The following is a 25,757-nucleotide window of genomic DNA, read 5'->3' as shown; positions in this document are numbered from 1 at the left end:
AGTATTTATTTTTTTCTGAGAAATGCAAACAAAAAAATCAATGACTGCTTCCGCAACCTGAAGAACAGCCACTACAGCCGGAAGAAGAACATCCGGAAGAGCAACCGTGACTGCTGCAACCATGACCACTGCAACCATGGCCGGAATGGTGGCCGTCTCCGCTGCATCCATTAGTACCACATCCGGAGCCTCCCGCGTTGGAAGGTTGCACTGGTTCATAGGCGTGCGGTGAGAAATGGTTGGCGAGGTAAGAAAGTAGCCAGGGGACAATTGAGAGCGGCAAAATGATAAGCTCACGAAAAATCATGCAAAGAAAAAAGCCAGTTAAGATTGATGCTACCAGCATCTGGTGGGGAAATGCTGTAGCATGGATGCGCCGGGCCAGCCGAAAATGCCGCCTGTTTATCCGCACAAAATCAATGTCTGAAAACCGTTCATCACCTTTAGGCCAGATGTCCGGCGGAGGCAGCGTTCCAAATTTAGCTTCATACTGCTGAAGGGTAAGGTCATAGTAATCTGCATACTTGTCATTTTCCTCCGTACCACCTTTGGTAGGGTTGTGATGGAGCTCCTTTTGTAAAGTTTCCCTGCATAGCTTATTCCAGTAATTATCTGTGTAGGATAAGTGGAGATGCCAGGCCTGATCCACCTGATCGGAAGGAGTAACACCGCTATTGCTGGTAATACAGAGAAACAGGAATCTTCTGTATTCTTCCAGCACCCGTCGGGCAAATTCATCGTTCCAGTAGTTGTCTCGCGCTAAACGTTTTACGAAAGTAAAGGAGGTGTCGGGTTCATCAAATTGGAATGCCTGTAGTTTATTCCACAGTTCATCTTCTGCATTCGTCATCATAAGTGTAGTATAGGTTGTCGAAAATTATTAATTCTTCCTGATATAATCAAATTCGCACTCATCATAAATCATTTTGTATTACTGGCATTATGTCCTATTTTGTCGGGATCGACCTATGCGTACGAAACGTACCTATCTAACTGCTTATTAATAAAACTGCTATATGAGAAAAATTGTATTGTCATTATCCCTATTGGTCACATTCAGGGTATATGGACAGGAGGCACTAAAATATCAGACCCCTCCGCAAAGCATTCTGGAATTAGCTATGGCCGCACCGTCACCTTCCGTTGATTTCAATGGCAAGGGCGATATCATGCTGATTATAGATCGTTCCAGCTATCCAACTATCGAGGAGCTGTCGCAACCGGAATACCGCCTCGCGGGCTCCCGTATCAATCCTGCCAATTTCAGCCTCAGTCGCGCTGCATATGCGACTGCTATCAAAATCAAGCAAATCGCGTCGAAGAAAGAAATTGCAGTAACCGGACTCCCGGCCAATGCACGTATCAGCACCATTACCTGGTCGCCGTCACAGAAAAGTATTGCTTTCCTGGTGAGCGACAACAGCAGCGTAACCTTATGGCAGGCTGATATCAACACGGGTGTTGCAAAACAGGTAAGTGCCCGTAAACTGAACAGCATCGAAGGAAATGCCTATGCATGGCTGGATGAAAACAAATTCATTCTGTCTGCCGTACCTGCTGCTATTGGCAAAGCACCGCAGCAACCACTCACACCAGAAGGGCCTACTGTTCAGCAGACCTCCGGTAAAGCAGCTCCTGCAGCCACTTTCCAGGATATGCTGAAAAACCCCTTCGATGAGCAGCTGTTCGACTACTATTTCCAGTCTGAACTGGTGATCACAGATGGTTCCAAAGAAGAAGTCATCAGCAAGCCTGGTATTTTCGCCAGTGTACAAACTTCTCCCGACAAACAATACCTGCTGGTAGAAGAGCGTCATCGTCCGTATTCCTACCTGGTAGGAGAAGATCGTTTTCCTACCAACACAGCAATCTGGAAACTGAACGGCGAAAAAGTAAAAGTATTATCTGACAAGCCGCTGGACGAAAGCCGTCCTAAAGGCTTTGATGCTACCTCAGATTTCCCGCGTCGTTTCAGCTGGCGTGCAGATGCTCCGGCAACGATTACCTGGGTAAAAGCGCTGGATGGCGGCGATCCTAAAAAATCCGTTCCTTTCAGGGATGCATTGAACACACTGGAAGCGCCTTTCACCGCGGCGCCTGCGGTACTGGTACAAACGCCTGAGCGTTTTGCAGGTATTACCTGGGCAAACAACCAACTGGCACTGATCACCGAAATGAACAGTTCCAAACAACGTGTGAAAGTGAGCAAAATCGACCCTTCTCATCCTGATCAGGCGCCGGTACTGGTGATCGACAGATCTGAGAATGACCGTTACAACGATCCTGGCACCCCTGTAATGGTGAAAAACCAATATGGCAGACAGGTATTGTATGTTTCCCCTTCCGGAGATATCCTGATGCGTGCGCCAGGTGCTTCTCCTGAAGGCGACCGTCCTTTCCTGTCACGTTACAACCTCAACTCGAAAAAACAGGATATCCTCTGGCGTAGCCAGGCGCCTTACTTTGAGCAGGTGGAAGATGTGATCGACCCGGCGAAACTCGTGGTAGTTACTGCGCGCGAGTCCGTATCATCTCCCGTAAACTACTATTTGCAGGACCTGAAAAAGAAATCGGCAGTTGCCTTAACGGCTTTCCCTCATCCACAGCCTTCGCTGCTGGGCGTTCAGAAACAACTGTTGAAGTACAAGCGTAAAGATGGTGTAGACCTGACGGCTATGCTGTACCTGCCTAAAGGCTACGATCCTAAAAAAGATGGCCGTCTGCCGGTGCTGATGTGGGCTTACCCGCGTGAGTATAAGTCTGCCAGCGATGCTGCACAGGTTAGAGGTTCTGAATACAAATTTACCCGTGTTACCTATGGATCTCCGATCTTCTGGGTGACCCGTGGTTTTGCAGTAATGGATGCTACCGAAATGCCTATCGTTGGTGAAGGCGATAAAGAGCCAAACGATAATTTCCTCGATCAGCTGGTATCCAATGCAGAAGCAGCGATCGATAAAATTTCCGATATGGGCGTTGGTGACAGAAACCGTGTAGCGGTAGGTGGTCACTCTTATGGTGCGTTTATGACGGCTAACCTGCTGGCACACACGAACCTGTTCAAGGCTGGTATCGCCCGCAGCGGTGCTTACAACCGTACGCTGACACCTTTCGGCTTCCAGAACGAACAGCGTTCTTACTGGCAGGCTCCTGATGTTTATTACAAAATGGCGCCATTCTCTTATGCCGACAAGCTGAAAACGCCTATCCTGCTGATCCACGGTGAAGCAGATAACAATAGCGGTACTTTCCCTATCCAGAGTGAGCGTTTCTACAATGCGATCAAAGGTAATGGCGGTACTGCCAGACTGGTATTCCTGCCACAGGAAAGCCATGGTTATGCCGGTAAAGAAAGCATTCTCCACATGCTGTGGGAAATGGACGAATGGCTGACTAAATATGTTAAATAAATAAAATAAGATATAATGGCCGTCTCTACTCTGTAGAGGCGGCTTTTTTTATACCCCAAATGTCCAGTATAGGTAAAAAGTACCATTAAAGCCCCTAATTTCACAACAGCCGTTACCCTGCTGCGTAGTACCTTTGTAACATCATGGCAAAGGCAGCGATTCCTACATATGATATCTGTTCTCTGGTAATGGGAAAGCCCAATCAGGAGGATGTAGTGGTAGCAAGGTTTTCAGATTATCTGGCCACACACAGGGATATTCATTTTCCACATCGTCATTCCTTTTATCATCTGGCACTTTTTACCAGTGGCAAAGGAACGCATACCATCGACTTCGAGCGGTTTTCTGTGGAACCGGGGCAGCTGTACTTTATGGTGCCGGGCCAGGTGCACGGCTGGTATTTTGAAGGCCAGCTGGAAGGTTATGTGATCAATGTTTCCCCGGGATTTTTCAATGTTTTTCTGAAAGATGCTGACTATATCGAGCGGTTTCCCTTCCTGAGCGGAGTGGCTACCGAAGGCGTTGTGCAGTTATCTCCCGGGCATGTGCCGGAGATTGCCCATCTGTTCGAAAACATGCTGAAAGAAGTATGTACCGATCAGCCTTACAACCTCGATATGCTTCGGCTGCTTTTGCTGGAACTGTTTATCAAGGTAGGCAGATTTACGCATCATGACCAGGTGAAGCAGGAAATGCTCCACAATAACCTGTTGCTGCGCAACTTCCGCAAGCTGGTCGAGCAACATTACATGCAACAGCGATTGCCGAAAGACTATGCCGCCATGTTATACGTAACGCCTAATTATCTGAATGCATTCTGCCAGCATATGCTGGGGAAATCAGCAGGAGAAGTTATCCGCGACAGGGTACTGCTGGAAGCGAAGCGATTGCTGGTGATGGCCGATACAAGTATCTCTTCGATCGCCTACCAGCTTAACTTTGCCGACAATTCCTACTTCACGAAGTTCTTCAGAAAATATGCCGGCGTAACTCCGGAAGAATTTAGAAAGAATATCATTTGATTATATAAAACATTTACCAATGTGTGCAGATAAAAGTCACGACAAAAAACCTAATTTCTTTAAAGCTTTATTGGGAAATAAATGTGCCCGTTGCCGCCGTGGAGATATATATGAAACCAAAAATCCCTATGACTTAAAGAATTTTATGAAGATGCCTGAAGTTTGCCCGGTATGCGGACAAAAGGTAGAAGTAGAGGTGGGATTTTATTATGGTACCGGATATGTAAGCTATGCCTTATCCATCGCGATATGTGTAGCCAGTTTAATCGCCTGGTGGCTGTTCATCGGGTTTTCTATCAATGATAACAGCATATACTGGTGGTTAGGCTTCAATGGCTTGCTGCTGTTGGCATTGCAGCCAATAATCATGCGACTGAGCCGCACTATCTGGATGGCATTCTTTGTTTATTATGATGAAGATTGGGCGAAGGGTGCTCCGGAAGGAAGCGGAAGAACAAATACCACCTTTAAAGGGGCAATTTAAGAAGGTAGAAATCTGCCTGGTTCAATAATGGAAAAAGCCGTCTCTACTATGTAGAGGCGGCTTTTTATATTCGACTAAAACTGGCGATGGCTAGAGAGCACCTACTTATCTATTTGTCTTTCTTCGGTTTATCATGAATCTGATTAGGTTTCAGATAAACTTTCTTTCCTTTATCATCTACAATAAACTTGCGGTCCTTCTTGTCAATGTAAACTACCTGACCGTTTGGACCTTCCTTTCCTTTGTACGTTTTGTCTGTAATTGTTGAGGTGCCTTTTACTGCGACGGAAGCGGTAGTGTTACCGACTTTCTTCGCGGCTTTTTCAATTCCCTGTCCGAAGGCGCGCTGACCTACTAATGATGTAACTAAGCCGACAGCTGCAGCCATCAGAAACAATGGTAAATGCTTTGGAGTGTGCATAAACTTTGGTTTTAGCTACTCTAATAGATTCAACAATAATGCCAGAAGGGTAAAATTGTTGATTATCAATATATTGTGATAAATGTCGATGAGTGGCAAATGTTGATCATCTACCCGAAAAAGCATCTATATAAAATAAAATATATATTGCTTTTGCCGCTTTTGTTGGCAAAAAAGAAGAGTACCTGCAGGAGAAAGGTTGGTTTTCGTATAATCAATATCGTTATACGCGGCAGCGTTGGATACTGGGTTAATCCTTGAAATTATACCGGCTGTCTTTTCTGACGATTCCCCATTTTTTCTGGTATACATACATGCCATTTTCGAGGGCATTTACATACTTATCTACCCAGGCTTCAAAGGAAGGCGCGATGATTTCGCGGTGGTTATCATCGTGCCAGAAAGCAATTACCTGGCCGGGTTGTCCACCGGGGGCCGGGTCAAAATCCAGGCAGAGGTGATTGCCAAGGCCATCGTAAGTAAATGGTATCCATAGGGGATTCCACCAGTTATCTTTGATACCGGTATCGGGTTCTGCCTTTAACGGCTCGTCGTTGTGGGAGAAGGCGCCGTTGTCCAGCATTTCTTTCCAGGTGATCCATTCATCTGTTATTTCGGTGATACTCAGCAGTTTGTCTCCATTGACGAGGCCTGCCCTGGAAACCTGCTGTCCGTCGTGGATGGCGTAGAAAGTCTTGAAAGCTGCCGGCATGTCAATACCGGTAAGTGTTTCCAATTCAGCTATATCGTCGTACGAAGCGCCTGGATTAAGGATACCAACCAGTTTGGGGGCATGCTGGTGCATCCAGGCTTCCCATCTTGTCCAATATTCCTGCATTTGGTGAGGGTTTAATGCGGAGATAAAGATGTAAAAAAATTAGCAGAAATTTTTGACATAGTTATATTCTCCTGCCGTTTTTGTAATTATTTAATCGATATTTTTGTGCGACAATACCAACGTTGATTATTGTAAAAAGTAAATAACTAATTATGGCACAGTTACCTAAATTTTTGATAGCAGATGATCCTGTAAACGATCCGGAGAATGAATATATTTTCCATACTCAGACGCCACGTTTCTTTGCTAAGCGCGTAGAAGAAGACGAGGAAACTGCCTACATCGATATCGTACATGAGTATGATAATGTAGAAGAGTTTTTCAAGGATGCTCCTGAGAAAAAAATTGAATTACTGGAACAACTGGAAGAATGGTATTATTCTTACATGGAATGGCTGGAAGATGACGGCGATGATGAAGAAGACGAAGAATAGCAGGTAATGTCGACTTTACTATAAAAAATCCCGGAGAGTAGTAATACCCTCCGGGATTTTTTTATTTTAGAAGAAATATTTAGCCGGATGTCTGTTTACAAGATAAGTAGCGAAGGAATTAAAGCGCAGCGGTGGACGCAGATCAGGACCCTGGTGCTGATCGGAATTATAGTAATGGCCATTCTCTGGTATATGGGAGAGCATACCGGTTTTGTATCCGGAAGCGGGCTGATAGTTCCTGTTGTGGTGATGATCGCTTATATCAGTGTATCTTCCTATTTAAGGATGCGTAAGGTAAATGAGGCCTTGCGGACATTTGAAATTGAGATTACGGACCAGACGATCATCCGGCGGCAGCGTTATGCACAGGAAATGAGTTTTTCCAGGTTTGAAATCACTAATATGGCGGAAACCGCTAATGGCATTATTGTACGGGGTGAGGGCCAGGGGGCTGCCATGCTCATTCCTAATACAATTGAAGACTATGATCAGCTGGTGGAGGAATTGAAGCGTATTCACCCGTTTGATGAGGAGGACACCAAAACTTTCCAGGAGAAATTCAGGTATCTGGGAATTGTGTTGCTCTTTGGTGGTATTGCCGGCTATGCCTATTTTGAGAACAAGTACCTTTCTATACTATCTATATGCCTGCTGCTGGCCTTTTTATGGCTGTTTGCCAAGCCAGCCTATCAGAGCAGGCTCTTTTCCGAGGAACGTCGGAAAAGAGCCGCCTGGGTTATTTATATCATTACTATCGTATTGACAGGCGCCATTGTCCTGAAACTACTCAGCTACATTTAGTCCCTTACTACTGGTACGGAGGTTTTGATGAAGAAAAGTCCGTCGAAAATATTTGTCCATATAGCCGGTAATGGATGATAATCTGCGAGGCAGCCGGTTTGGACCTGTTTCATTGCTTTAGGGCCTTTGCGGAGATCGAGTAAGGCGTTGTCATAACCGGTAGCATTGAATTGCGCTTCTATGCTGCCTGGGGCCATTACAGGCACCTCTTCCATTTGCATACTTACATAATTGATGTATTTGCCGGCACCACCGGTAAACCCTAACGCATATACGTTGTTACCGAAGTAGTGGCTTAAGGTAGCGCCCATTGGCGTGAAAGTATTAAAGAAGGCGATGAAAGGGTCTTTGGTATTGTCGCTGGCAATTTTGGTAGATTTTGAGATGTGATTGTTATGTGCCCAAACAATGATTTTCTTTCCCGGATAGGCATGCTCTGCCAGCCAGATAATATTATCCGCCATCTGTTTATCTCTTACAGAAATTTCATTGCCGCTAACCATACCCCAATATCTGGTGACCTGTGATTGGATACTACTTACTACCTGGCACCAGAAGCCTTTGCTGTCCAGGAAGTTGTTGACAGGTTGGTTGTCATTGGCCAGTGCAGTTCTCAGCTGCTCTAATTTTTTAAGGAAGATTGTTTTTTCTTCGGCAGTTGGTTTGAAGTCCCATTTTGCAAAGGTTGTTTCTGCAATACGCTGTACCAGTCTGAAGTTGGAGTCTAGCAGCTCCGGATTATTTTTAGAGAGATATGCAGCGAAATCGGGAAAGAGGTTATGTTGGGATTTAGCGCCACTATGCTGACTTTCAAAACCTGCTACCAGCAATGGATTAGTGGTAGCTGACTGTGATTGTATATAATCGAACAGCGGATACATTTGTTGAGTGGTAGCGTACATGTAGAAAAGACTTCCGGGTACTTCGGCCTTGAAACTGGCGCCATGGATAGTGTTTTGCCAGATACGGGCTACATCGTAGAGGCCACTTTCAAATGCCAGCACTTCGAACCCCAGCTTTTCGTGGAGGTAACGGATGATCCTGGTTTTAGCCAGAAACGTTGAGCCTTCACCGTGTGTCTGTTCGCCGAGCATAACGATGCGGCTATTGCCGATGGCGGATTTAAGAGGCTCCAGGTCACTATAGCTGGTATCGTTGGGATCTATGCTGCGTATGCTGGCAGCTAACCTGGTAATATCTGATTGCTGGGCAGTTGCTATGGTTGATGATAACAATACTGCCACCAAAAATGCGATTACATGTTTGCCTGACAGTAAGAATGACTTTTTCATATCGTGTAGATTTATTCAGGAGTCGATCCAGATTGTAAAAAGTACCAGCATGCTGCTCCTTTAGTGTATTAAATTTACGATTTCAGGTATAAGAACGAAGCTGATGTATTATATTTATAAGCATATTTATTATCCATATGAACTACGCTAAGCTAGGCGATACAGGCCTCATTGTTTCCCGATTATCTTTTGGCGCTATGACTTTCGGTAGTGATCCATCTATTCCCAGCATATATAAGGTGTCTATGGCTGATGCTGAAAATATGGTGAATAAAGCCATTGATAATGGTATTAATTTTTTTGATACTGCCGATGGCTATGCCGGTGGTCAATCTGAGGAAATGCTCGGTAAATTGCTGGCCCCAAAAAGGAAGGACGTCGTGCTTGCCACGAAAGTCGGTTTTCGTACGGGGGCTCCCGTTACACAGGCCGGATTAAGCCGTCGTCACATTCTTTATTCCTGTGAGCAAAGCCTGAAACGGCTTGGGACGGACTATATAGACCTTTATATTCTTCATAAGGAAGATCCGTTTACACCGCTTGAAGAAACATTGTCAGCACTTCAGTCGCTGGTAGCCGCCGGGAAAGTAAGGTATGTAGGATTCTCCAATTGGTCAGCCTGGAAGGCGGCATTGGCTTATCAGCTGCAGAAAGACAATGGCTGGGCTACTTTCTGTAATGGCCAGATGAACTATTCCCTGGTAGGACGAGACGTAGAACAGGATGTGGTTCCGTTTATGCAACATGCCGGCATTGGTATGACCGTATGGAGCCCGCTGGCGAGTGGCTTTCTGAGTGGCAAATATACCCGTGAAAATCTGAAAGATGAGAATAATCGTCTTTCTGGTTTTGATCTTTTACCATTTGACAAGGAACAAGGGTTTAAAATTGTAGAGAAGATGAGGGAGGTAGCGGCTGGTTATAACGCCTCAGTTGCGCAGGTGGCATTAGCCTGGTTGCTTCGTAAACCGGTTGTGTCCAGTATCATCGTTGGTGCCAGCAAAATCCATCAGCTGGAGGATAACCTGAAAGCTATTGATGTACATCTTTCTGATAGCGATGTTGCACTGTTGGATGAATTATCGAAAACGGCACCTATGTACCCGCACTGGTTTAATCAGCAATTGGTGGATCCGGTGCATAGAGATATTTTAAGATAAACGCTTTATTATGCTAAAATAAAAGGTTGTAGAAATTTATTGTTTCTACAACCTTTTGTTTTTATATAGAAGACAGAATCGATATTTTACCTGGTACTCCTTTCTTTTCATCTTGATAAAATAATTCAGCCTACATTCTTATCCTGACAAAATATAAAGTCTATAACCTGCACTAATAGAATATTTTAAAAACGATAGTAACTGGATTGCAGTTAATATTAAGAGTTTGCTTTTATTATCTTAATGAGGTAGAAATATTCCTGTACAGAATTTTATCCCTTAATATCATCGTTATGAACAGAGTAATGGTATTTTTTTTATTACTACTGCCAGGCATAAGCAGGGTTGCGGCCCAGGTACAGCATCCTGTATACACATTTAAAAGTTCTGCCAGAACCCTGAATGTTGCAACGAATGGTAGTATGCTAATTACTACAAAAGCGGGTGAACTCGCCTATGCTGATTCCATAGCCGGACTATGGAGTAACAGATCACCACAGGGCGATGATAAAAAAGACTATGGATGGCTACTGGAACGTACTAACATATTTAATAGGGATACCGCTTTTACCTCTGGCTTTATTAATAATAATTCGAAGTACGATGTTATTTACAGAACGGAAAATGGAGGAAAGAGCTGGACTGTAGTATATTTCGGAGCAGACGGATGGATAGATGGTGCGGCAAGTCTATCAGATGGAAGAGCGTTAATGAGCATTGCCGGAAAAGGAGTGGCTCATAGCTCAGATTACGGAAAAACCTGGGAAATAGTTCCTGCTCCGTACAAGCAGCAGCGTTATAGTGAAATGTTCTATAACAGCAGGGGGGAAGGGATAATGGCTTCTGTATGGAACTCCATTGCCTTTACTGCTGATGATGGGAGAACCTGGAAAGCGCTTCCTACACCACTGGACCAGAAAAAATACAATAAAACCAATCCGAATGGCCGGCCCAATATTGATGCGGTGGCAATTTTCAGGAACTATTTCCTGGTGAAAGAAGAAGGAATGGTTTTCGTTAGTGAAAAGGATTCGTTGTCATGGAAGTATGAAAAGGATATTCAAAGCTTTTATTCAGATCCTGAACATGATGGCTTGTTTCTGCAATTGAAAGATCAATCTGTATTACATATAAATGAGCGGATGGATACTGCCAAAGTCGGCAAAATAAACAGCAATGTTTATTCTGCTGCCTGTTCAAATGACCGCCTGTTTTTGCTGGTTGATGGTGCGATTGTGCGTATGTCTGCTAATGAGTCGGCGAAGGTTTTTCCTGTGTGGATGGATGGTGAGGTAACAAAAGATCCTGTAGCTTTTGCTGTAAGAGCAGGTGGTGGTTATTACGGCCTCTCCGGGAAAAATATTTACAGTTCAACGGCTCCATCCGGACAATGGAAGTTGGTTAGGGAACTGCCTGTAGCTCCTGATGTTAATACTGTTTCATTCGATCAAAGCAGGAATGAGGTTGCTTTCCAAACCTCCAATGATTCTATCTATCACGTAAATTTAGATAATGGGAATACCAGGACTGAGTTGCTTGGCGGTTACCTGGTTAATTTTCAAAAACATTCTGTTAAGCGTGTAGTCATTTCCGTAGGTAGTCAGGGATGTTTTCATTCTTTTAGCGACAACCTGGAGTATGAGAAAGACGGCAATGATTTTGTGTTAGCAGATAATGTTTCCAAAGGAACACGCCATACCAATGACCAGAAAACAGATGTTGAGATAATAAATGCAAACGATGTGGACAGGCTGGTAAAAGCTATCTGTAATGATAATGGTGCTATGCCTGGTATAGCTGATATTAAATTTACACAGAAAGAATATGCACAATGTAAAAAGGATATCAGTGAATTTAACCGCAAAAGAGATTATAGTGAGAAGAGAGGGGCTGCAACTTTTTATATGGAGGAGAATAATCTTGACTTTGCTAAACTGATTTCTTTGGTTGATTCGATTGCTACACTTGATGATGCTACGTTAGGAAAGACAATTATGCGTGGAGCCGAAGGTTGGAGTACTACCACCAACTGGACGGCAATAACTTTAGTTAATGATGCCGGGGAGATGATAACGATCCAACATGCTTATTACGAAGCCCCTAATGCAATGTTTTTGCCGTGTCGTTTGTCTTTTAATGGAGAAGGGATCGTTAGCACTACTCCTGAAATTGCGCGTTTCCTTTACCAAAATTGTCCGTCTTTGATAAAAGAGAAGAGCAGGATGCAACTAATGCATAATATAGTGAAGGACTTATATAATCGTAAAACAGAATAAATATTGGAATTCGTAATAGCAGAGGCATCCGTGGTAAGTGCGGGTGCCTTTTTTATTTAGTCTTATTACCATACCGGGTTACCATACTATCAGAAATTAATCAACTATTTACAATTATTGCTCTCCTCTATAATTTCAAAAAAACGTGCATTAGATTGTGAGCAGAAGTTGCCTGTATTTCACAATGATAGAATTGAAACGTAGAATGAAACCAGCAGGCTTTTTATCAATCAAAATATAATTAAACCGTTAGAAGACTCTTTTAGTTCACCTGTAATGCTTATCTGTATTGCATTTCAGCCGTATTAGTTGCTATTTGCCGTTTGCTTATCTGACAGAAGTGCCAACATTTCTGAACGGGCTTATAATGCCGACGCCTTAAGAAATTATCGATCATGTTATACAATGATGCTGCATCAAAAATGCGGCACAGAAAGTTTTTGCTATTAATTATCAACCAGAATCCATTTACCTAAATAACGAGTCATGAAAACAAGACTTTTATTGGCATGCATGCTATTATGCTGCTTGCAATTGCTTGCGCAACAGCGAGCGATCAAAGGCGTTGTTACCGATGAAAAAGGTGTGCCACTTATAGGTGCTACCATTGTACCCACCGGACAGAAAGGAGGCGTTACAACTCAGTCCGACGGCAGTTTTAACCTGATGGTAAACGCAGAGACCAAGCAACTCACTGTATCCTTCGTTTCTTACATTACCCGTGAAATTATTCTCAGTAATCAAAGTGTTTACCAGATAAGGTTAACAGAAGATACCAGGAAACTGGATGAAGTAGTGATTACTGCTTATGGTTCCACACAGAAGAAAAGCTTTACCGGTAGTGCTGCCGTTATAAAAGCTGATCAGATCAAAGACCTGCAGGTCTCTAACGTAACCAGCGTACTGCAGGGTACAGCCAGCGGTGTGATGGCTATTGGGAGTACCGGACAGCCAGGTGAAGATATGACGATTCGTATCCGTGGTATCGGCTCCTACAATGCTTCTGCATCACCCATTTATGTAGTGGATGGTGCCATCTTTGGCGGAAGTTTAAGCAATATTAACCCGAATGATATTGAAAGTATCACTGTACTGAAAGATGCGTCATCAGCTGCAATGTACGGTAGTACCGCTGCCAATGGTGTGATCCTTATCACTACCAAGATGGGTAAGGGTAAAGCGAAATTTAATTTCACCAATGTTTCTGGTTTCTCCAACAGGGCAGTTAAGGAATATAAATTGCTGAACCAGCAACAGTTCATGGAACTGACCTGGGAAGCATTAAAGAACGATGCCATTGCTGCCGGAAATGCGGACCCAGCGCAGTATGCAACTGATATGTTGGTAGGCCGGATCGATGAGTATAACCCTTACAACGATCCTAAGCCCGTTGGTACAGATGGTAAACTGAAAGCTGGACTTACGCCACGATGGGATGATAACTGGATGAATGCATTAACGAGAACGGGTAAACGAAATGAGAGCACTTTGTCCGTTAGTGGTGGTAATCCGGATGGTATCCGGTATTTCCTCTCTGGTGGCTACTTATCAGATCAGGGTAGGGTAATAGAATCGAACTTCAAACGCTACAGTACCAGGTTAAAGGTCGATAGCAAGATCAATAAATGGCTGAGTGCAGGTGGAAACATCAGCCTGTCTTACTCTACACAGAATTATCCTTATCAGGGTGATGCTTCTGCATCCAATGCACTGGCTTTCGCCAGAACCGTAGCACCTATCTATCCGATTTACTTACGTGATGAGAATACCGGTGAAATTGCGCTGGATGCTTCCGGTAACAAAGTATTTGACTATGGCTTGAACGGGCCATGGAAAAGGAGTTACAACCCCGGACAGAACCCTGCCGCTACCGTAGCACAGAACCCTATCACCAATGACGTTTTCACCACTTCCGGAAACTTCTTCGGTGAGGCGATACTTTTGCCTGGACTGAAATTCAGAACACAGTATGCAGTAGACTACTACAACTATGTAGGAGATGTTTTCTGGAATCCTTTTTATGGAGATGGCTCTACCACTAATGGCCTGAGCTACAGGGGACTTACCACTTCATTTACTACCACCTTTACCAATACACTTACCTACGATAAATTATTTGGTAAAGATCATCACATCAATTTGCTTGCAGGTACGGAGGCCAGAGGTTACAATTCGTCACAAACATGGGCGCAAAGTACTGGTTTTACCTTCGATAAGCCTACGCAAATCAACTATGGATCTACCTTTACAGCAGGTGGCTACAAAGATGCGAATAGGGTTGTCAGCTATATGGGCAGAGCGATGTATGATTTCAGGGACAAATATCACCTGAGCTTATCTATCAGAAATGATGCTGACAGCCGATTTGCAGAAAAAGTAAGAAATGGTGTGTTTTATTCAGCGGGTGTGGCCTGGAATATCAATAAAGAATTTTTCCTGGCAGGTGCTGACTACCTGAGTGAGCTGAAGCTAAAAGCCAGCTACGGAACTACAGGTAACTCCAATATACTTATTAACGGTAGTCCAAGTTATTTCCCTTATCTGCCTACTTATACCTCCGGCGCCAATATGGGACCAGATGCAGGTTCCACAATAAAGAGCGTGGGCAACGATCAGCTGACCTGGGAAAAACAGGAACAGCTGGACCTGGGTATCGAATATGGTTTCTTTGATAACCGCTTATATGGAAGCATCGTTTACTACAACAGGAAATCAAGAAGTCTCATTTTCAACAGGCCATTACCTAATTCTACCGGTAATTCCTCTGTAATATCCAATATTGGTAAAGTCAGCAACGCAGGTATTGAATTTGAAATTTCTTCCGTAAATATTAAACGTAAAGATTTCGAATGGACTACATCGCTGAACATCTCGAGGAATAAAAACAAAGTACTGGATGTGCCGCTGGGAACAACTTTTATTGTAGGAAAGAGCTTGTATGAATTTCGTCTGAAAGAGTATGCTGGAGTAAACCCTGAAAATGGTACGCCAATGTGGTATAAGCTGACCACTGATGCAAATGGTAAAACTACCAAAGATACTACCAGTAAATATGCGGATGCGACGTTACAATATGTTGGTGGCAAATTACCGGATTACACCGGTGGCTTGACAAATACCATTCGTTATAAATCATTTGATTTATCGGTATTAGTGTATTTCGTTGGCGGTGGCCATATGTATGCTACGGATTATGCCAGTCTGATGCACTCTTTCTATAGTGCCGGTACCAATGCTTCCGCTGAATTGTTATCTAAGAGATGGCAGAGTAAGACTAATCCTGGTGATGGTCTTACACCTAAGCTGATGGCTACAACAGACCTGAATACATCTTCCAGCAGCACAAGATTCATGTATGATGCTACGTATATGCGTGTGCGTAACATTACATTGGGATATCGTGTGCCAGCAAATATTCTTCAGCGTACATTCATAGGTGGGGCGCGGGTTTATGCGGATGTCCAGAATCCATTTACCTGGTTTGGTGGTCCGAAAGGAACAGATCCTGAAGCCGGTATCTCTGCTGTAGCTTCCGGCCATAACTCTACTGCATTAAGAACAGTTTCTGTGGGTGTAAATCTTGATTTCTAATCGGCAAACTTACTTACGATGAAAAAGTATCTCTTTAAAATATCTATACTGGCAGCTATGCTGATAATGACAGAAAGCTGTTCAAAAAATTATCTGAATGATATTAAAGCGGAAAACGGAGATCTTACCTCCTCCATTCTCTTTACTACTAAAGCGGGAGCAGTAAATGCTTTAACCGGTATTTACTATATCCTCCGTTCAGAAAACTACAATGGCTATGGTGGAGATCCGAATAACTCGGGCAATCTCACGAACCGTGGACTCAAAACAGATCAGTTCTTCTTTGATGTACGTGGAAATGATATTATTCCAACAACCAGCTGGTGGGGAAATGAGTACAATTGGGCAGAGAATAGTTACGGCAGAATCGCTACGGGTAGCAGGACTTTGCAGGTATGGGATATGTTTTACAAAGTGATCAACAATGCAAATGCTATCATCAAAAATATTGGTGGGGTATCTGATGCAAGCGATGCAGATAAGGCAGCGTTAAGCGCAGAGGCAGCGGCATTGCGTGCTTATTCCTACTTCTGGCTGGCGCGTGTATATCAGTTTACCTATGCTAAAGATGCAAATGCTAAAGCGGTACCTATTTATACAACGCCAGGTATTAGCGGTAATCCGCGTGCTACTATGAAGGAAGTGTATACGCTGATTGTTTCTGATCTCGAAAATGCAGTGGCAAAGCTGCCGGCAGACAGAGATAAGAAGTACAGAATTAATAAGAATGTAGCTGCTGGTATTTTAGCAGAAGTATACCAGGAGCTGGCTATGGCAGATCCATCACTATGGCAGAAAGCAATCGATAATGCTAAAATCGCTTACGATGGTTTCCCTATGATGAGCAACGCTACTTATCTGGCGGGATTTAATGATCTGAGTAATGGGGAGTGGATCTGGGGCTTCCCGGTACCGGTTGATCAGACGCTGAGTTATTACTCACTATTCAGCTTTATTGATCCTGTTGGAGGCTATTACCGTAATATTTACATCAATGATGGGTTCGTGAATCTGTTTAGTGCTACAGATGCCCGTAAGGCTACTTTTGTGGCCTTAGCACCTAATGCAAACTATCCGTATCGTAAATATCAGACACATAAATACCAGGCGAAAGAATCTATGTCTGGCGATATACTGGTGATGCGTGCTGCAGAGATGTATCTGATAGAAGCAGAGGCTTTGGCGCAACAGGGTAAGGTCAGTGAAGGAACGGATGCATTATATGCTATTCAGTCGCTGAGAGATCCGGCATATGTGAAGCCTGCCGGTTTGACAAAAGACCAGCTGATTGCGGCGGTATTATTAGAGCGTCGTAAGGAGTTATATGCAGAGATTGGAGCGGAGTTTTTTGATTTGAAGCGTTATCAGCGACCATTAAAGCGTACAGGAACGCATTGGAGCGTGGTGCTGGATGTTCCTGCTGAAGATGAGCGCTGGCTGTTCCAGGTGCCACAGCCGGAAATGGACGCCAATCCCAGCATACCTGCCAGCGACCAGAACAAATAATTATTACTTGTCTAAAACATAACAACCCAAAACAATCGGCCAGGCAATTCTTTGCCTGGCTTTTTTGTGGCTGTATTTTGTCGCTATTACCCCTTATATATCTCGCTGGAAGAGAATAAATTAGTAGTATAAAATATTGCTGCCATGAAAAGCCGTACCACCACGAATGAACGTATTTTCAAAGCCACACCACATGCCATATACGAAGCCTTTACACATGCTGCGTCGTTGGAGCAATTTATGGCACCGGGAGATATGACGGCCAAAGTACATGCTTTCAGTTTAGGGGAAGGAGGTGGGTATGAGATGTCGTTATATTACCCTGCATCCAGTGAGGGCATTGGTAAAACGGCGGGTAAGGAAGATCGTTTTCATTCCACTTTTCTTGAACTGGTTCCTGATCAGCTTATAAGGACAGCTACTACCTTTGAAACCGCTGATAATGCTTTCAAAGGGGAGATGCATATGACGATAACCATCATCCCTATTGATGATCTCAGTACCATGGTGAAAATAAGGTTCGATAATATCCCTGAAGGAATCCATCCGGAGGATAATGAGAAAGGAACAGCGCTGACATTACTGAAACTGGATAAGTGGCTGGCAGGGGAGCGATGAGAGGAACAAAAATTTAATTCCCTTCAAGATAAAATTAAGCAAAACTGTAATGTAGTCACAAGGGAAAAGCATTACCTTAAATGTGTAGCAAATGCTTGCCTATGAAATTATCTATTCCTAAACCTTGTGAGCAAAGCTGGGACGGTATGCTACCAATTGATGGTGGCAGGTTCTGTGAAGCATGTAATAAGCAGGTGTTGGATTTTACCCACATGACAGACGCTGAAATTGTACGACTGCTTAAAAAAACGAAAGGAGAGATCTGCGGGAGAGTGCATATACAACAAATTGACAGAGAGCTACGTGAAAGAGAGTGGCAGGCACTTCTGCCTACTTTAGTATTAACTGCTGTTTTATCCACCATCATTCCTGGTACCAGCCACGGTCAATCAATAACGAAGAATGCTTCAAAAGCAACTCAGATAAAAACCAAACATATTCAATTACAAGGGATTATTACAGATTTACATTCTGGAGTAGCGATACCAGGTGTTACCATCATGCTGAAAGAGGATAGTAAGATTGGTACTACATCTGGTAATGATGGTAGTTTTAAAATCGATATTCCCATAACCGGTGGCCAGGATTCAGTTAATTTAACGTTTAGTAGTATGGGGTATGATGGCAAGGAGCTCGCTATCGGGGTTGATGAAATGAATCAAAAATTGGAGCTGGCAATGTGTAACAAGATGTCGGAACTGAAGGAAGTTACGGTGGTTGGTTATAGTATGCGCACAATGACCAGCATCACCGGAGGAATAATCGCAGTAAAACGGAGAACGTGGTGGCAGCGGTTTTGGGATTTGTTCAGAAGACACCATCACTAAGGATTTGTATTCAAAAATACTGACCACAAAAGTGACAACAGGTCAAAAATAAAAAGGCGAAAATTCAGTACAGTACTGAATTTTCGCCTTTTTTCGTAGCCCGGACAAGAATCGAACTTGTATCTAAAGTTTAGGAAACTTCTATTCTATCCATTGAACTACCGGGCCGGTTCCAATCCATTTTTGGTGGATTGGGTGGCAAAAGTAAGGGAATTAAATTAAATTTTAAATACTTTCTATATCCACTTTTCCGGCGGCGGGGGTATAAATTCCTTCGATTTCTTTTTTGTAGCGTTCCAGGACCACTTTACGCTTCACTTTCAGTGTAGGGGTGAGTTCTCCGGCATCTACAGTCCATTCGTTGGGCAGCAGCGCGAACTTCTTCACCTGTTCGATGTGGTTAAAGAATTGGTTATACTTATCTACTGCCTGTTTGAACAGGTCTTTTACTTCCGGATTTTTGACCATTTCTTCGTTGGTAGTCCAGGCGATGCTACGTTTTTCGGCCCATTTTTTCAGGTTGCTGAAGGATGGAACGATAACGGCGCCGGTAAACTTACGGTCTTCCCCAACGACCATGATCTGCTCTATATAGGGAGATTCCTTGAATTTATTTTCGATAGGCTGTGGCGCCACGAATTTACCACCGGACGTTTTGAAGAGTTCTTTCTTCCTGTCGGTGATTTTCAGGAACTTATTATCGATGATGACGCCAATGTCGCCGGTATGGAACCAGCCGTCTTTGATGGCGTCTGCGGTGAGGTCTGGGCGTTTATAGTAGCCAATGGTCACATTAGGGCCTTTACAGAGGATTTCTCCATCTTCGGCCATCCTGACATCCACACCGTCTATAATAGGGCCTACAGTGCCAAACATGCGATCTTCTACGGTATATCTGTTTACGCTGATTACCGGAGAGGTTTCTGTCAGGCCATAACCTTCCATGATAGGGATACCGGCAGAGGTGAATATCTTCAGCAGGCGCACCTGGCAGGCAGCGGCGCCGCATACGATACACTGGATATTACCACCGAGCGCAGCCCTCCACTTGCTGAATACCAGCTTGTTAGCGATTTTCAGCTTGAGATTATACCAGAAGCCCTGGTTTTTATTGATTTCGTATTGTTTGCCCAGTTCTACCGACCAGAAGAAAAGTGCACGCTTGATGCCCTTTAATTCAAGGCCTGTAGCCATGATACGCTCGTATACTTTTTCCAGCAGACGAGGTACTGTAGTGAATATGGTAGGCTTCACCTCTTTGAGGTTGTCACCGATTTTATCCATGTTTTCGGCATAGTAAATAGGTACACCCGCTGATAAAAACAGGTAGGTCACCATGCGTTCAAATATATGGTTCAGTGGCAGGAAACTCAATGCCCTGGCTTCCGGGTTTACCGGCAGATAAGGCTTACAGGTAAGTACATTACTCATGATGTTATGGTGACTCAACATTACACCTTTAGGTGTACCGGTGGTTCCGGAGGTGTAGATGATCGTTACCAGTTCTTCCGGTGAGATGTTGTTTTTTATCATCTCAATCTGCTCATAATCTTCCTGCTGACCTAATGCCAGCACTTCTTCCCAGTGACGGGCACCTTCTACCTTCTCAAAGGTGAAGATCTCCCGGATGGTCGGAAATTTATCTCTGGCCTCCAAAACCTTCTCCAGTAACTCTTTATCATTGACAAAAAGTATCCTGGCTTCGGCATTGTTCAGCACAAATTCAAGCTCATTCTGACTAATGGTAGGATAAATAGGAGTAAGCACTGCTCCCAGCTGCTGACAGGCAAGGTCTGTCAGTATCCATTCAGGACGGTTAGGGGCGATAATGGCAATTTTATCTTTCTCCTCATTTTCCTTAATACCCGCTTTAATACCAAGTCGAAGCAATCCGGAACTGAACTTCATTGCTATCTCACCTACTTCCTTTGTACTTAGTGGCTTCCATTGACCATTAACTTTCTGGACCAGCATATCCTGTTTGGGATAGTGTTCCAATTGGTAGTTAATGACGTCAAAAAGTCGTTGCGGCTGGTCCATTATGCTATAAATTTTGTTTTGGCTAAAATCTTAATAACGTGTTTGTTGCTGCTTCCCGATCTTCCCGAACTTTGCCGGAAAGTATTTATAATAGCCTTTGAAATATTGGAATACCAGGATAATTCCCCACGTTACCTCCGGCCATACCGGCCAGGGTATCCCATGGAATTTACTATCTGTCAGAAACCAAACGACCCATAAGGCTGTACTTATCAGCACATACAGGACCAGATGGGTTTTGAAGGCGGTTTTGGCTTTTGTAATATTCCAAAGTCGCGCTTCCCTTTCGTGACTAGTCTCCATATAAATCACAGCTTTTATCTGTAGCGGCTGTTGTATCTAATTTAATGTATTTTCTCCGCTTCTCCCAGAAAAATGGTAAAAAATAACACTATCTTACAGCTACCACACTCAAGCTTATATTTACCTGAGATTTAATGAGTTTATCCTGCAAAGATTTGTTGGTACGGTAATTCATCCCCCACAGGGTTCGGTCTATATTAAAGCTGGCTAATGCAGTGACTTTCTGGTCAGAAACTTTAATAACAGCAGGAAAAGAAATATTCTTGGTAATGCCTTTGGCAGTAAAATTCCCTTCGATGGTATGGGTTGCGTCTCTTAGTGTAATATCATCATCCAGCGAGGGGATATAACGCTTGATAGATGTCATTTCGAAGATGGCAGTAGGATATTCGGATACATCAAAAAACAACGGGCTCTTTAGCTCCCGCTCCAGCTTGTTTTTCATGGCAGTGTCGGCAGCGAGGTCTATATTGGCCATGGTTTTCATATCGATAATAAAGCGGGCAGCCGTAATACTGGTATCCTCTATATAAATTACCCCGCTTAACAATTTCACCGTTCCATGATGCTTTCCAGTGGGCTTGGTACCAATCCATCCAATAACACTGATGGCTGTGTCTGCCTGGTACGCATTCCCATGCGCAGGCTTCACGGCCTGTATTTCGCCTACCTTCGCCTTGTCGGCTTTGGGTGCTTCCTGGCACGCAGCCAGTAAAGCCAGCAACAGTAGAGAAATGGTTATCTGTCTGGTCATATATAAATATAACATATTTTGGGGAAAATCCGGCAAAACCAGTGGCAGAGCCGGACTCCCTCAAAAAAAAGTTATTCTGCCAGCTCTCGGTTGCCTACCCATACAAAGCGTCTGAGGATGAACTCCTGGTTGGTAAAGCTTGCATTACCAGCCGGATTACCACCGGTGACGTGGAAATCTGAAAAGGCCGCATGCTGGTTCACCCAGATAAACCCTGTCAGGTTAAAGGATACAGGCGTAAATACACTATTCATTTCCTCTGTAATCTGCTCCTTAACTTTTGGATCCGTCGTATAGGCGGCACAGGTAATCGCCCCGTGCTTTTCAGCCATATGCTTGGCCAGCTGCACAGAATGCGCAGTATCCCTGGTTTTTACAACAAGTACTACCGGCCCGAACAGCTCATTTTCATAAATATTGTTATCAGCACTGGTCACCTCCAAAATGGTAGGGGTAAACATACGTGCTTTGGTAAATTCTTCATTGGCAATTGCCTGGCCCTGTAAAACGATTTTACCTCCCAGTGCACCTGCATTTTTTGCACGCTCAAGGGTTTGTTCATTTTGTACGGCACCAAGGGTTCCTGCACCCATTTTGGGGTTGTTTACCAGGGCATCAACGGCATCCCTGAATTTAGTAACGACCTCGTTGAAGCTTACTTTGCCATGGCTGGTTTCAATGCCATGCTCCGGTATGAAGAAGTTCTGCGGTGCAGTACACATCTGACCGGAATATAAACTCACGGAAAATGCCAGGTTCTGAATAACGGCATCCAGATCTTTTACGCTGTCGAGGATAACGGAATTCACGCCAGCCTTTTCGGTAAATACCGTTTTGCCCTTGAGTGACTCCACATAATCACCGAATGCACTTCCGCCGGTATAGTCTATCAGCTTTACTGCAGGGTTTTCGCAGAGTTCCTTGGTGATCAGGTGATCTGAACTGTCTACGGCCAGCTGGCAGATATTAGGCTCATAGCCTGCTTCTTCCAGCACCTGCTGAATACAGCTAACGGCGATGGCTATAGGAAGAATAGCTTTAGGGTGAGGCTTTACGATAACGGTATTGCCGGCAATCAGATCGGCGTATATGCCTGGGAGTGAGTTCCATACCGGGAAGGTGGAGCAGCCTATTACCAGGCCGATACCTTTAGGAACAGCCTTGAAGGATTTGTTCAGCTTCACGCTTGCTTTGCCCATTGGCTTTTCCCAGAGGATGTTGTCCGGATAACGTTGTAATTCCTGGAACCCGGCTGCTATGGCTTCCAGTGCCCTGTCATTCGCATGGGGGCCACTTGCCTGGAAGCTCATCATATAGCTCTGACCGGTGGTATGCATGGTCGCATTGGCAATATCAAAGAAATGCTCTTTGATACGGTCCAGGGTTTCTGTAAGAACGGCGGCGCGCTCTGGCACCGGTACTTTAGCCCAGGATTTACCGGCTGTTGCTGCTTTGCTGATCAGGTCATTAACGGCAAATACAGGATAGGTGATGCCTAAAACTTCTCCTGAATAGGGCGAAATTTCTTCGCCGGTCCATCCGGTTTCACCTTTCTGGATCAGTTGCATAAAGGGTTTCCCCAGCATCTGCTGATAGCTCTGTGCGCCAATGGCATGGGCCTCATCGCCATATGCTTTAGGATGTTCCGGGTAATGCGAGAAAAAAGTCCTTTCCTGGTTGGCTTTTACTGCATTGTCAATTGTGTTTTGGTGTTTAGCAACAAGCATATTTAGATTTTGTGGTTTTCGGAAAATTAATATCCCGGATTCACCAACGAAAACTTCCCATCATTATAATACTCGTCCGGTCTTGGTTTGAATTGATTATTGCGCTGAAACTTAGTAAACGAATCGTACTCCTGTTTGTGAAGGTTAGTCCAGGCTTTGTAGCCGGCCTGACTTACTGCCGGGCCAAACAGCCACTGGTTATATGATTCAAACATTCCTTCCCGCAGCATTCTGCGCTGGAAATCGAATAATGCAAATGGGTACTTCTCCGAATTGTTTTTATCCCAGTCGAGGATAAACCTGGTGCGTGCCATAATGAGGCCATCCAGGTCTACACCACCGGTAACAACGCTCAGTTGCTTGCCCAGCGACTCCTTATAAGCCTGTGCAAAGCCATTGCTGCCTTTACTTCTTTTCCTTTTGTCGTCGTCCGGAATAATGGTGCTGATAAGAGACGGATCGTTGAACAGTCGCTTATAGGATTCCAGTACGATCATCCTGATCTCAGCGGTGCGGGTGCTGTAGCTCTCCATATTCATGAATTCTTCTCCATAAATAATACACCACATCGGATCATTGCTATAATAGTAAGTCTTAGTCGCATTGTAGTAGTTGCCCGGGAAGGTAGGGTCTTTTTCAATGCCTTTCAACCAGCTGCTAAGCGCAGCATCATACATTTTGAAGTTCATCTGCAGGTTACCATTGTCGTTGTACAATTCACCGGCATCCGGAAACTTCCTGATAGCACGCTCATACACCTTCTGCGCTGTTTTCCACTCTTCTCTTCCTACATATATATTCCCGGCTATCTGGTATACCTGTACATCTGCTTCTTTGCTGTTCAGCAAAGGCTCCACGATGGTTTTGGCCTTATTCAGGTCACCTTTCAGGTACCAGGTATACCCCAGTTGCTTTTTATACTCAAAATTGTCAGGGTCCAGCTGTAAGGCCTGGTTAAAAACGAGTATGGCGTTAGAGTAGTCTCCCGTGCGCTGAAACCCGGATGCTGTGTTGAAAAGCTCCTTGGCATCCTGCCCGAATACGGTCTGAGAAAATAATACTCCCGCTATAAAAATTGTTTTCAATAAAGAGGACCTAATATGCATTCCTGTCTGTCGTTTGTTGTAAAAGTAAGGAAAATGGGGTAATGTCCCGCTGATCCATCGACGGGTATAACTTTTTATTCTTACAGTATATCAATTAATTATTATATGAAGATACCTGTGCTGTTTTTTGATTATAGATTTTTTTAATATTATGCAGATGATTATCCCTGGAATGTAGTAAGGATTATCGGTTTAATATTCGGATATGACATCCTTAGGTTCCGAAAGAATACCGTTATATCTATAACGGATATACGAAAATGTTTATCGTATCAATTGCTGCTACTCTGTTGCTTCCTCCTGGCAATAATGTCACGTACAATTGGATAGAAGGAAAGCACAAACAATAGCAGGCAAAGACCCAACGCTAATGGATTCGGAGACCCCAGCATCTGAAATTTAGGGTATTGCCGTTGTATCTCCGGTAACAACATAGGTACTGCATAAGTTGCTATCCCAAAAACGATTACATAAGACAGACTTTCCATGTAGTAATAAATCATGGCACTACCTGCAGTCCAAACAAAAGACGTGATAATGTTGGATGGATTAATCATACCCAGACTAAGAAAAAGTGAACCCAGCAGAATGGCTTTCCCTGGTTTGTAGTTCTTTAATAATCCATCCATGAATATTCCGGTCTGTATAAATACAACACAGGCAATATCTACCAGGGCATTCATCAGCATTCCCCAAAGATGTATATCGGGATTAAAAAGATCGTAATAACTTTCAAAACTACTTCTGATTCCCAATAGATCTAAGGTGCCATATAATATACAGGTCAGATAAACAGTGCTGGCAAAAACAGCGACTGTGAGTTTATAGGTGACTTTTGTGAATCCGAATTTCCGGGAGGTATGATTAGACCGTTTATATCGCCAGTAAATGTAGGAGCCAAACAGTATATTAAACACTATATTTTGGGGCCACATATAGGTTTCTACTATCTGAGGAAGTTCCTGAATGGTTCTGCCTTCGATTATCATTGGGATGATGTATATCATATTAGAGAGTAGGTAAATACCTACAAAGACCAATAATATGATCCATAATTCTTTAATCCTGGGAAACTGTGCAGGCCCTCTGCTGCCATATTCCACGGCATTATCGAAGATAGTTTGCTCCGTAAATTGTTCCATAGTAC

General features: G+C 43.8%; 21 protein-coding genes and 1 tRNA gene. 11 read left to right on the top strand and 11 right to left on the bottom strand.

Going from position 1 to position 25,757, the window contains the following annotated elements; translation table 11 throughout:
- Positions 1-37: 37 nt before the first annotated feature.
- On the bottom strand, positions 38-853 hold the full coding sequence (locus F3J22_RS01105) for a hypothetical protein (RefSeq protein WP_167013439.1): 816 nt from the start codon (positions 851-853) through the stop codon (positions 38-40).
- Positions 854-1,016: 163 nt separating this feature from the next.
- Between F3J22_RS01105 and F3J22_RS01100 the strand changes: the two genes are divergently transcribed.
- The 3 genes from F3J22_RS01100 (at position 1,017) to F3J22_RS01090 (ending at position 4,916) form a co-directional block, all read left to right on the top strand.
- On the top strand, positions 1,017-3,410 hold the full coding sequence (locus F3J22_RS01100; protein ID WP_167013437.1) for a prolyl oligopeptidase family serine peptidase: 2,394 nt from the start codon (positions 1,017-1,019) through the stop codon (positions 3,408-3,410).
- A 143-nt stretch (positions 3,411-3,553) separates the two neighbouring features.
- Positions 3,554-4,432 (top strand): AraC family transcriptional regulator, encoded by an 879-nt coding sequence (locus tag F3J22_RS01095; RefSeq protein WP_167013435.1) that lies wholly within the window; start codon positions 3,554-3,556, stop codon positions 4,430-4,432.
- Between the two features lie 145 nt (positions 4,433-4,577).
- Positions 4,578-4,916, top strand: coding sequence for a hypothetical protein (locus tag F3J22_RS01090; RefSeq protein WP_240154978.1), 339 nt, complete (start codon positions 4,578-4,580; stop codon positions 4,914-4,916).
- A gap of 109 nt (positions 4,917-5,025) precedes the next feature.
- Here F3J22_RS01090 and F3J22_RS01085 read toward each other — a convergent pair whose 3' ends face one another.
- Both F3J22_RS01085 and F3J22_RS01080 read right to left on the bottom strand, forming a co-directional pair.
- Complete coding sequence (locus F3J22_RS01085) at positions 5,026-5,337, bottom strand: hypothetical protein (protein WP_167013431.1); 312 nt, start codon at positions 5,335-5,337, stop codon at positions 5,026-5,028.
- 250 nt (positions 5,338-5,587) lie between these two features.
- Positions 5,588-6,175 carry an SMI1/KNR4 family protein gene (locus F3J22_RS01080; RefSeq protein ID WP_167013429.1) on the bottom strand — a complete coding sequence of 196 codons (588 nt, stop codon included), beginning with the start codon at positions 6,173-6,175 and terminating at the stop codon, positions 5,588-5,590.
- Between the two features lie 152 nt (positions 6,176-6,327).
- Between F3J22_RS01080 and F3J22_RS01075 the strand changes: the two genes are divergently transcribed.
- Positions 6,328-6,609: a hypothetical protein gene (locus F3J22_RS01075; RefSeq protein WP_167013427.1), complete on the top strand. Its 282-nt coding sequence runs from the start codon at positions 6,328-6,330 to the stop codon at positions 6,607-6,609.
- An 87-nt stretch (positions 6,610-6,696) separates the two neighbouring features.
- Positions 6,697-7,410 carry a hypothetical protein gene (locus F3J22_RS01070; RefSeq protein ID WP_167013425.1) on the top strand — a complete coding sequence of 238 codons (714 nt, stop codon included), beginning with the start codon at positions 6,697-6,699 and terminating at the stop codon, positions 7,408-7,410.
- On the opposite strand, the gene F3J22_RS01065 is transcribed toward F3J22_RS01070, so the two are convergent.
- Positions 7,407-8,702, bottom strand: coding sequence for an erythromycin esterase family protein (locus tag F3J22_RS01065; protein WP_167013423.1), 1,296 nt, complete (start codon positions 8,700-8,702; stop codon positions 7,407-7,409). The two genes, F3J22_RS01070 and F3J22_RS01065, sit on opposite strands and share 4 nt — an antisense overlap.
- A 137-nt stretch (positions 8,703-8,839) precedes the next feature.
- Between F3J22_RS01065 and F3J22_RS01060 the strand changes: the two genes are divergently transcribed.
- From F3J22_RS01060 to F3J22_RS01035, 6 genes are all read left to right on the top strand, one after another.
- Complete coding sequence (locus tag F3J22_RS01060) at positions 8,840-9,862, top strand: aldo/keto reductase (protein WP_167013421.1); 1,023 nt, start codon at positions 8,840-8,842, stop codon at positions 9,860-9,862.
- A 293-nt stretch (positions 9,863-10,155) separates the two neighbouring features.
- Positions 10,156-12,138 carry a hypothetical protein gene (locus tag F3J22_RS01055; protein WP_167013419.1) on the top strand — a complete coding sequence of 661 codons (1,983 nt, stop codon included), beginning with the start codon at positions 10,156-10,158 and terminating at the stop codon, positions 12,136-12,138.
- A gap of 486 nt (positions 12,139-12,624) precedes the next feature.
- Positions 12,625-15,729, top strand: coding sequence for a TonB-dependent receptor (locus F3J22_RS01050; protein ID WP_167013417.1), 3,105 nt, complete (start codon positions 12,625-12,627; stop codon positions 15,727-15,729).
- Between the two features lie 18 nt (positions 15,730-15,747).
- A complete protein-coding gene (locus F3J22_RS01045; protein WP_167013415.1) occupies positions 15,748-17,235 on the top strand; it encodes a RagB/SusD family nutrient uptake outer membrane protein in 1,488 nt (495 codons plus the stop codon).
- 144 nt (positions 17,236-17,379) lie between these two features.
- Positions 17,380-17,853 carry an SRPBCC domain-containing protein gene (locus F3J22_RS01040; RefSeq protein ID WP_167013413.1) on the top strand — a complete coding sequence of 158 codons (474 nt, stop codon included), beginning with the start codon at positions 17,380-17,382 and terminating at the stop codon, positions 17,851-17,853.
- 101 nt (positions 17,854-17,954) lie between these two features.
- Positions 17,955-18,680 (top strand): carboxypeptidase-like regulatory domain-containing protein, encoded by a 726-nt coding sequence (locus F3J22_RS01035; protein ID WP_167013411.1) that lies wholly within the window; start codon positions 17,955-17,957, stop codon positions 18,678-18,680.
- A gap of 96 nt (positions 18,681-18,776) precedes the next feature.
- Here F3J22_RS01035 and F3J22_RS01030 read toward each other — a convergent pair.
- The 7 genes from F3J22_RS01030 to F3J22_RS01000 all read right to left on the bottom strand — a co-directional run bounded on the left by F3J22_RS01030 (position 18,777) and on the right by F3J22_RS01000 (position 25,752).
- Positions 18,777-18,848, bottom strand: a tRNA-Arg gene (locus tag F3J22_RS01030).
- A gap of 57 nt (positions 18,849-18,905) precedes the next feature.
- Entirely contained in the window at positions 18,906-20,720 is a 1,815-nt protein-coding gene (locus F3J22_RS01025) for a long-chain fatty acid--CoA ligase (protein WP_167013409.1), read from the bottom strand.
- Positions 20,721-20,750: 30 nt separating this feature from the next.
- A complete protein-coding gene (locus tag F3J22_RS01020) occupies positions 20,751-21,023 on the bottom strand; it encodes a 2TM domain-containing protein (protein ID WP_167013407.1) in 273 nt (90 codons plus the stop codon).
- 88 nt (positions 21,024-21,111) lie between these two features.
- A complete protein-coding gene (locus F3J22_RS01015; RefSeq protein WP_167013405.1) occupies positions 21,112-21,777 on the bottom strand; it encodes a YceI family protein in 666 nt (221 codons plus the stop codon).
- Between the two features lie 71 nt (positions 21,778-21,848).
- Positions 21,849-23,504 (bottom strand): phenylacetic acid degradation protein PaaN, encoded by a 1,656-nt coding sequence (gene paaN / locus F3J22_RS01010; RefSeq protein ID WP_167013403.1) that lies wholly within the window; start codon positions 23,502-23,504, stop codon positions 21,849-21,851.
- 26 nt (positions 23,505-23,530) lie between these two features.
- Entirely contained in the window at positions 23,531-24,589 is a 1,059-nt protein-coding gene (locus tag F3J22_RS01005; RefSeq protein WP_167013401.1) for a lipopolysaccharide assembly protein LapB, read from the bottom strand.
- Positions 24,590-24,882: 293 nt separating this feature from the next.
- The gene (locus tag F3J22_RS01000; RefSeq protein WP_167013399.1) at positions 24,883-25,752 is read right to left on the bottom strand and encodes a hypothetical protein; all 870 of its coding nucleotides are present in this window, start codon (positions 25,750-25,752) and stop codon (positions 24,883-24,885) included.
- Positions 25,753-25,757: the final 5 nt, after the last annotated feature.

Origin of the sequence: Chitinophaga sp. Cy-1792 (genome assembly GCF_011752935.1) — a bacterium.
Taxonomy (GTDB): Bacteria; Bacteroidota; Bacteroidia; order Chitinophagales; family Chitinophagaceae; genus Chitinophaga.
The sequence above is the reverse complement of the archived record's forward strand: the minus strand, read 5'-3'. Positions and strand labels throughout refer to the sequence as shown.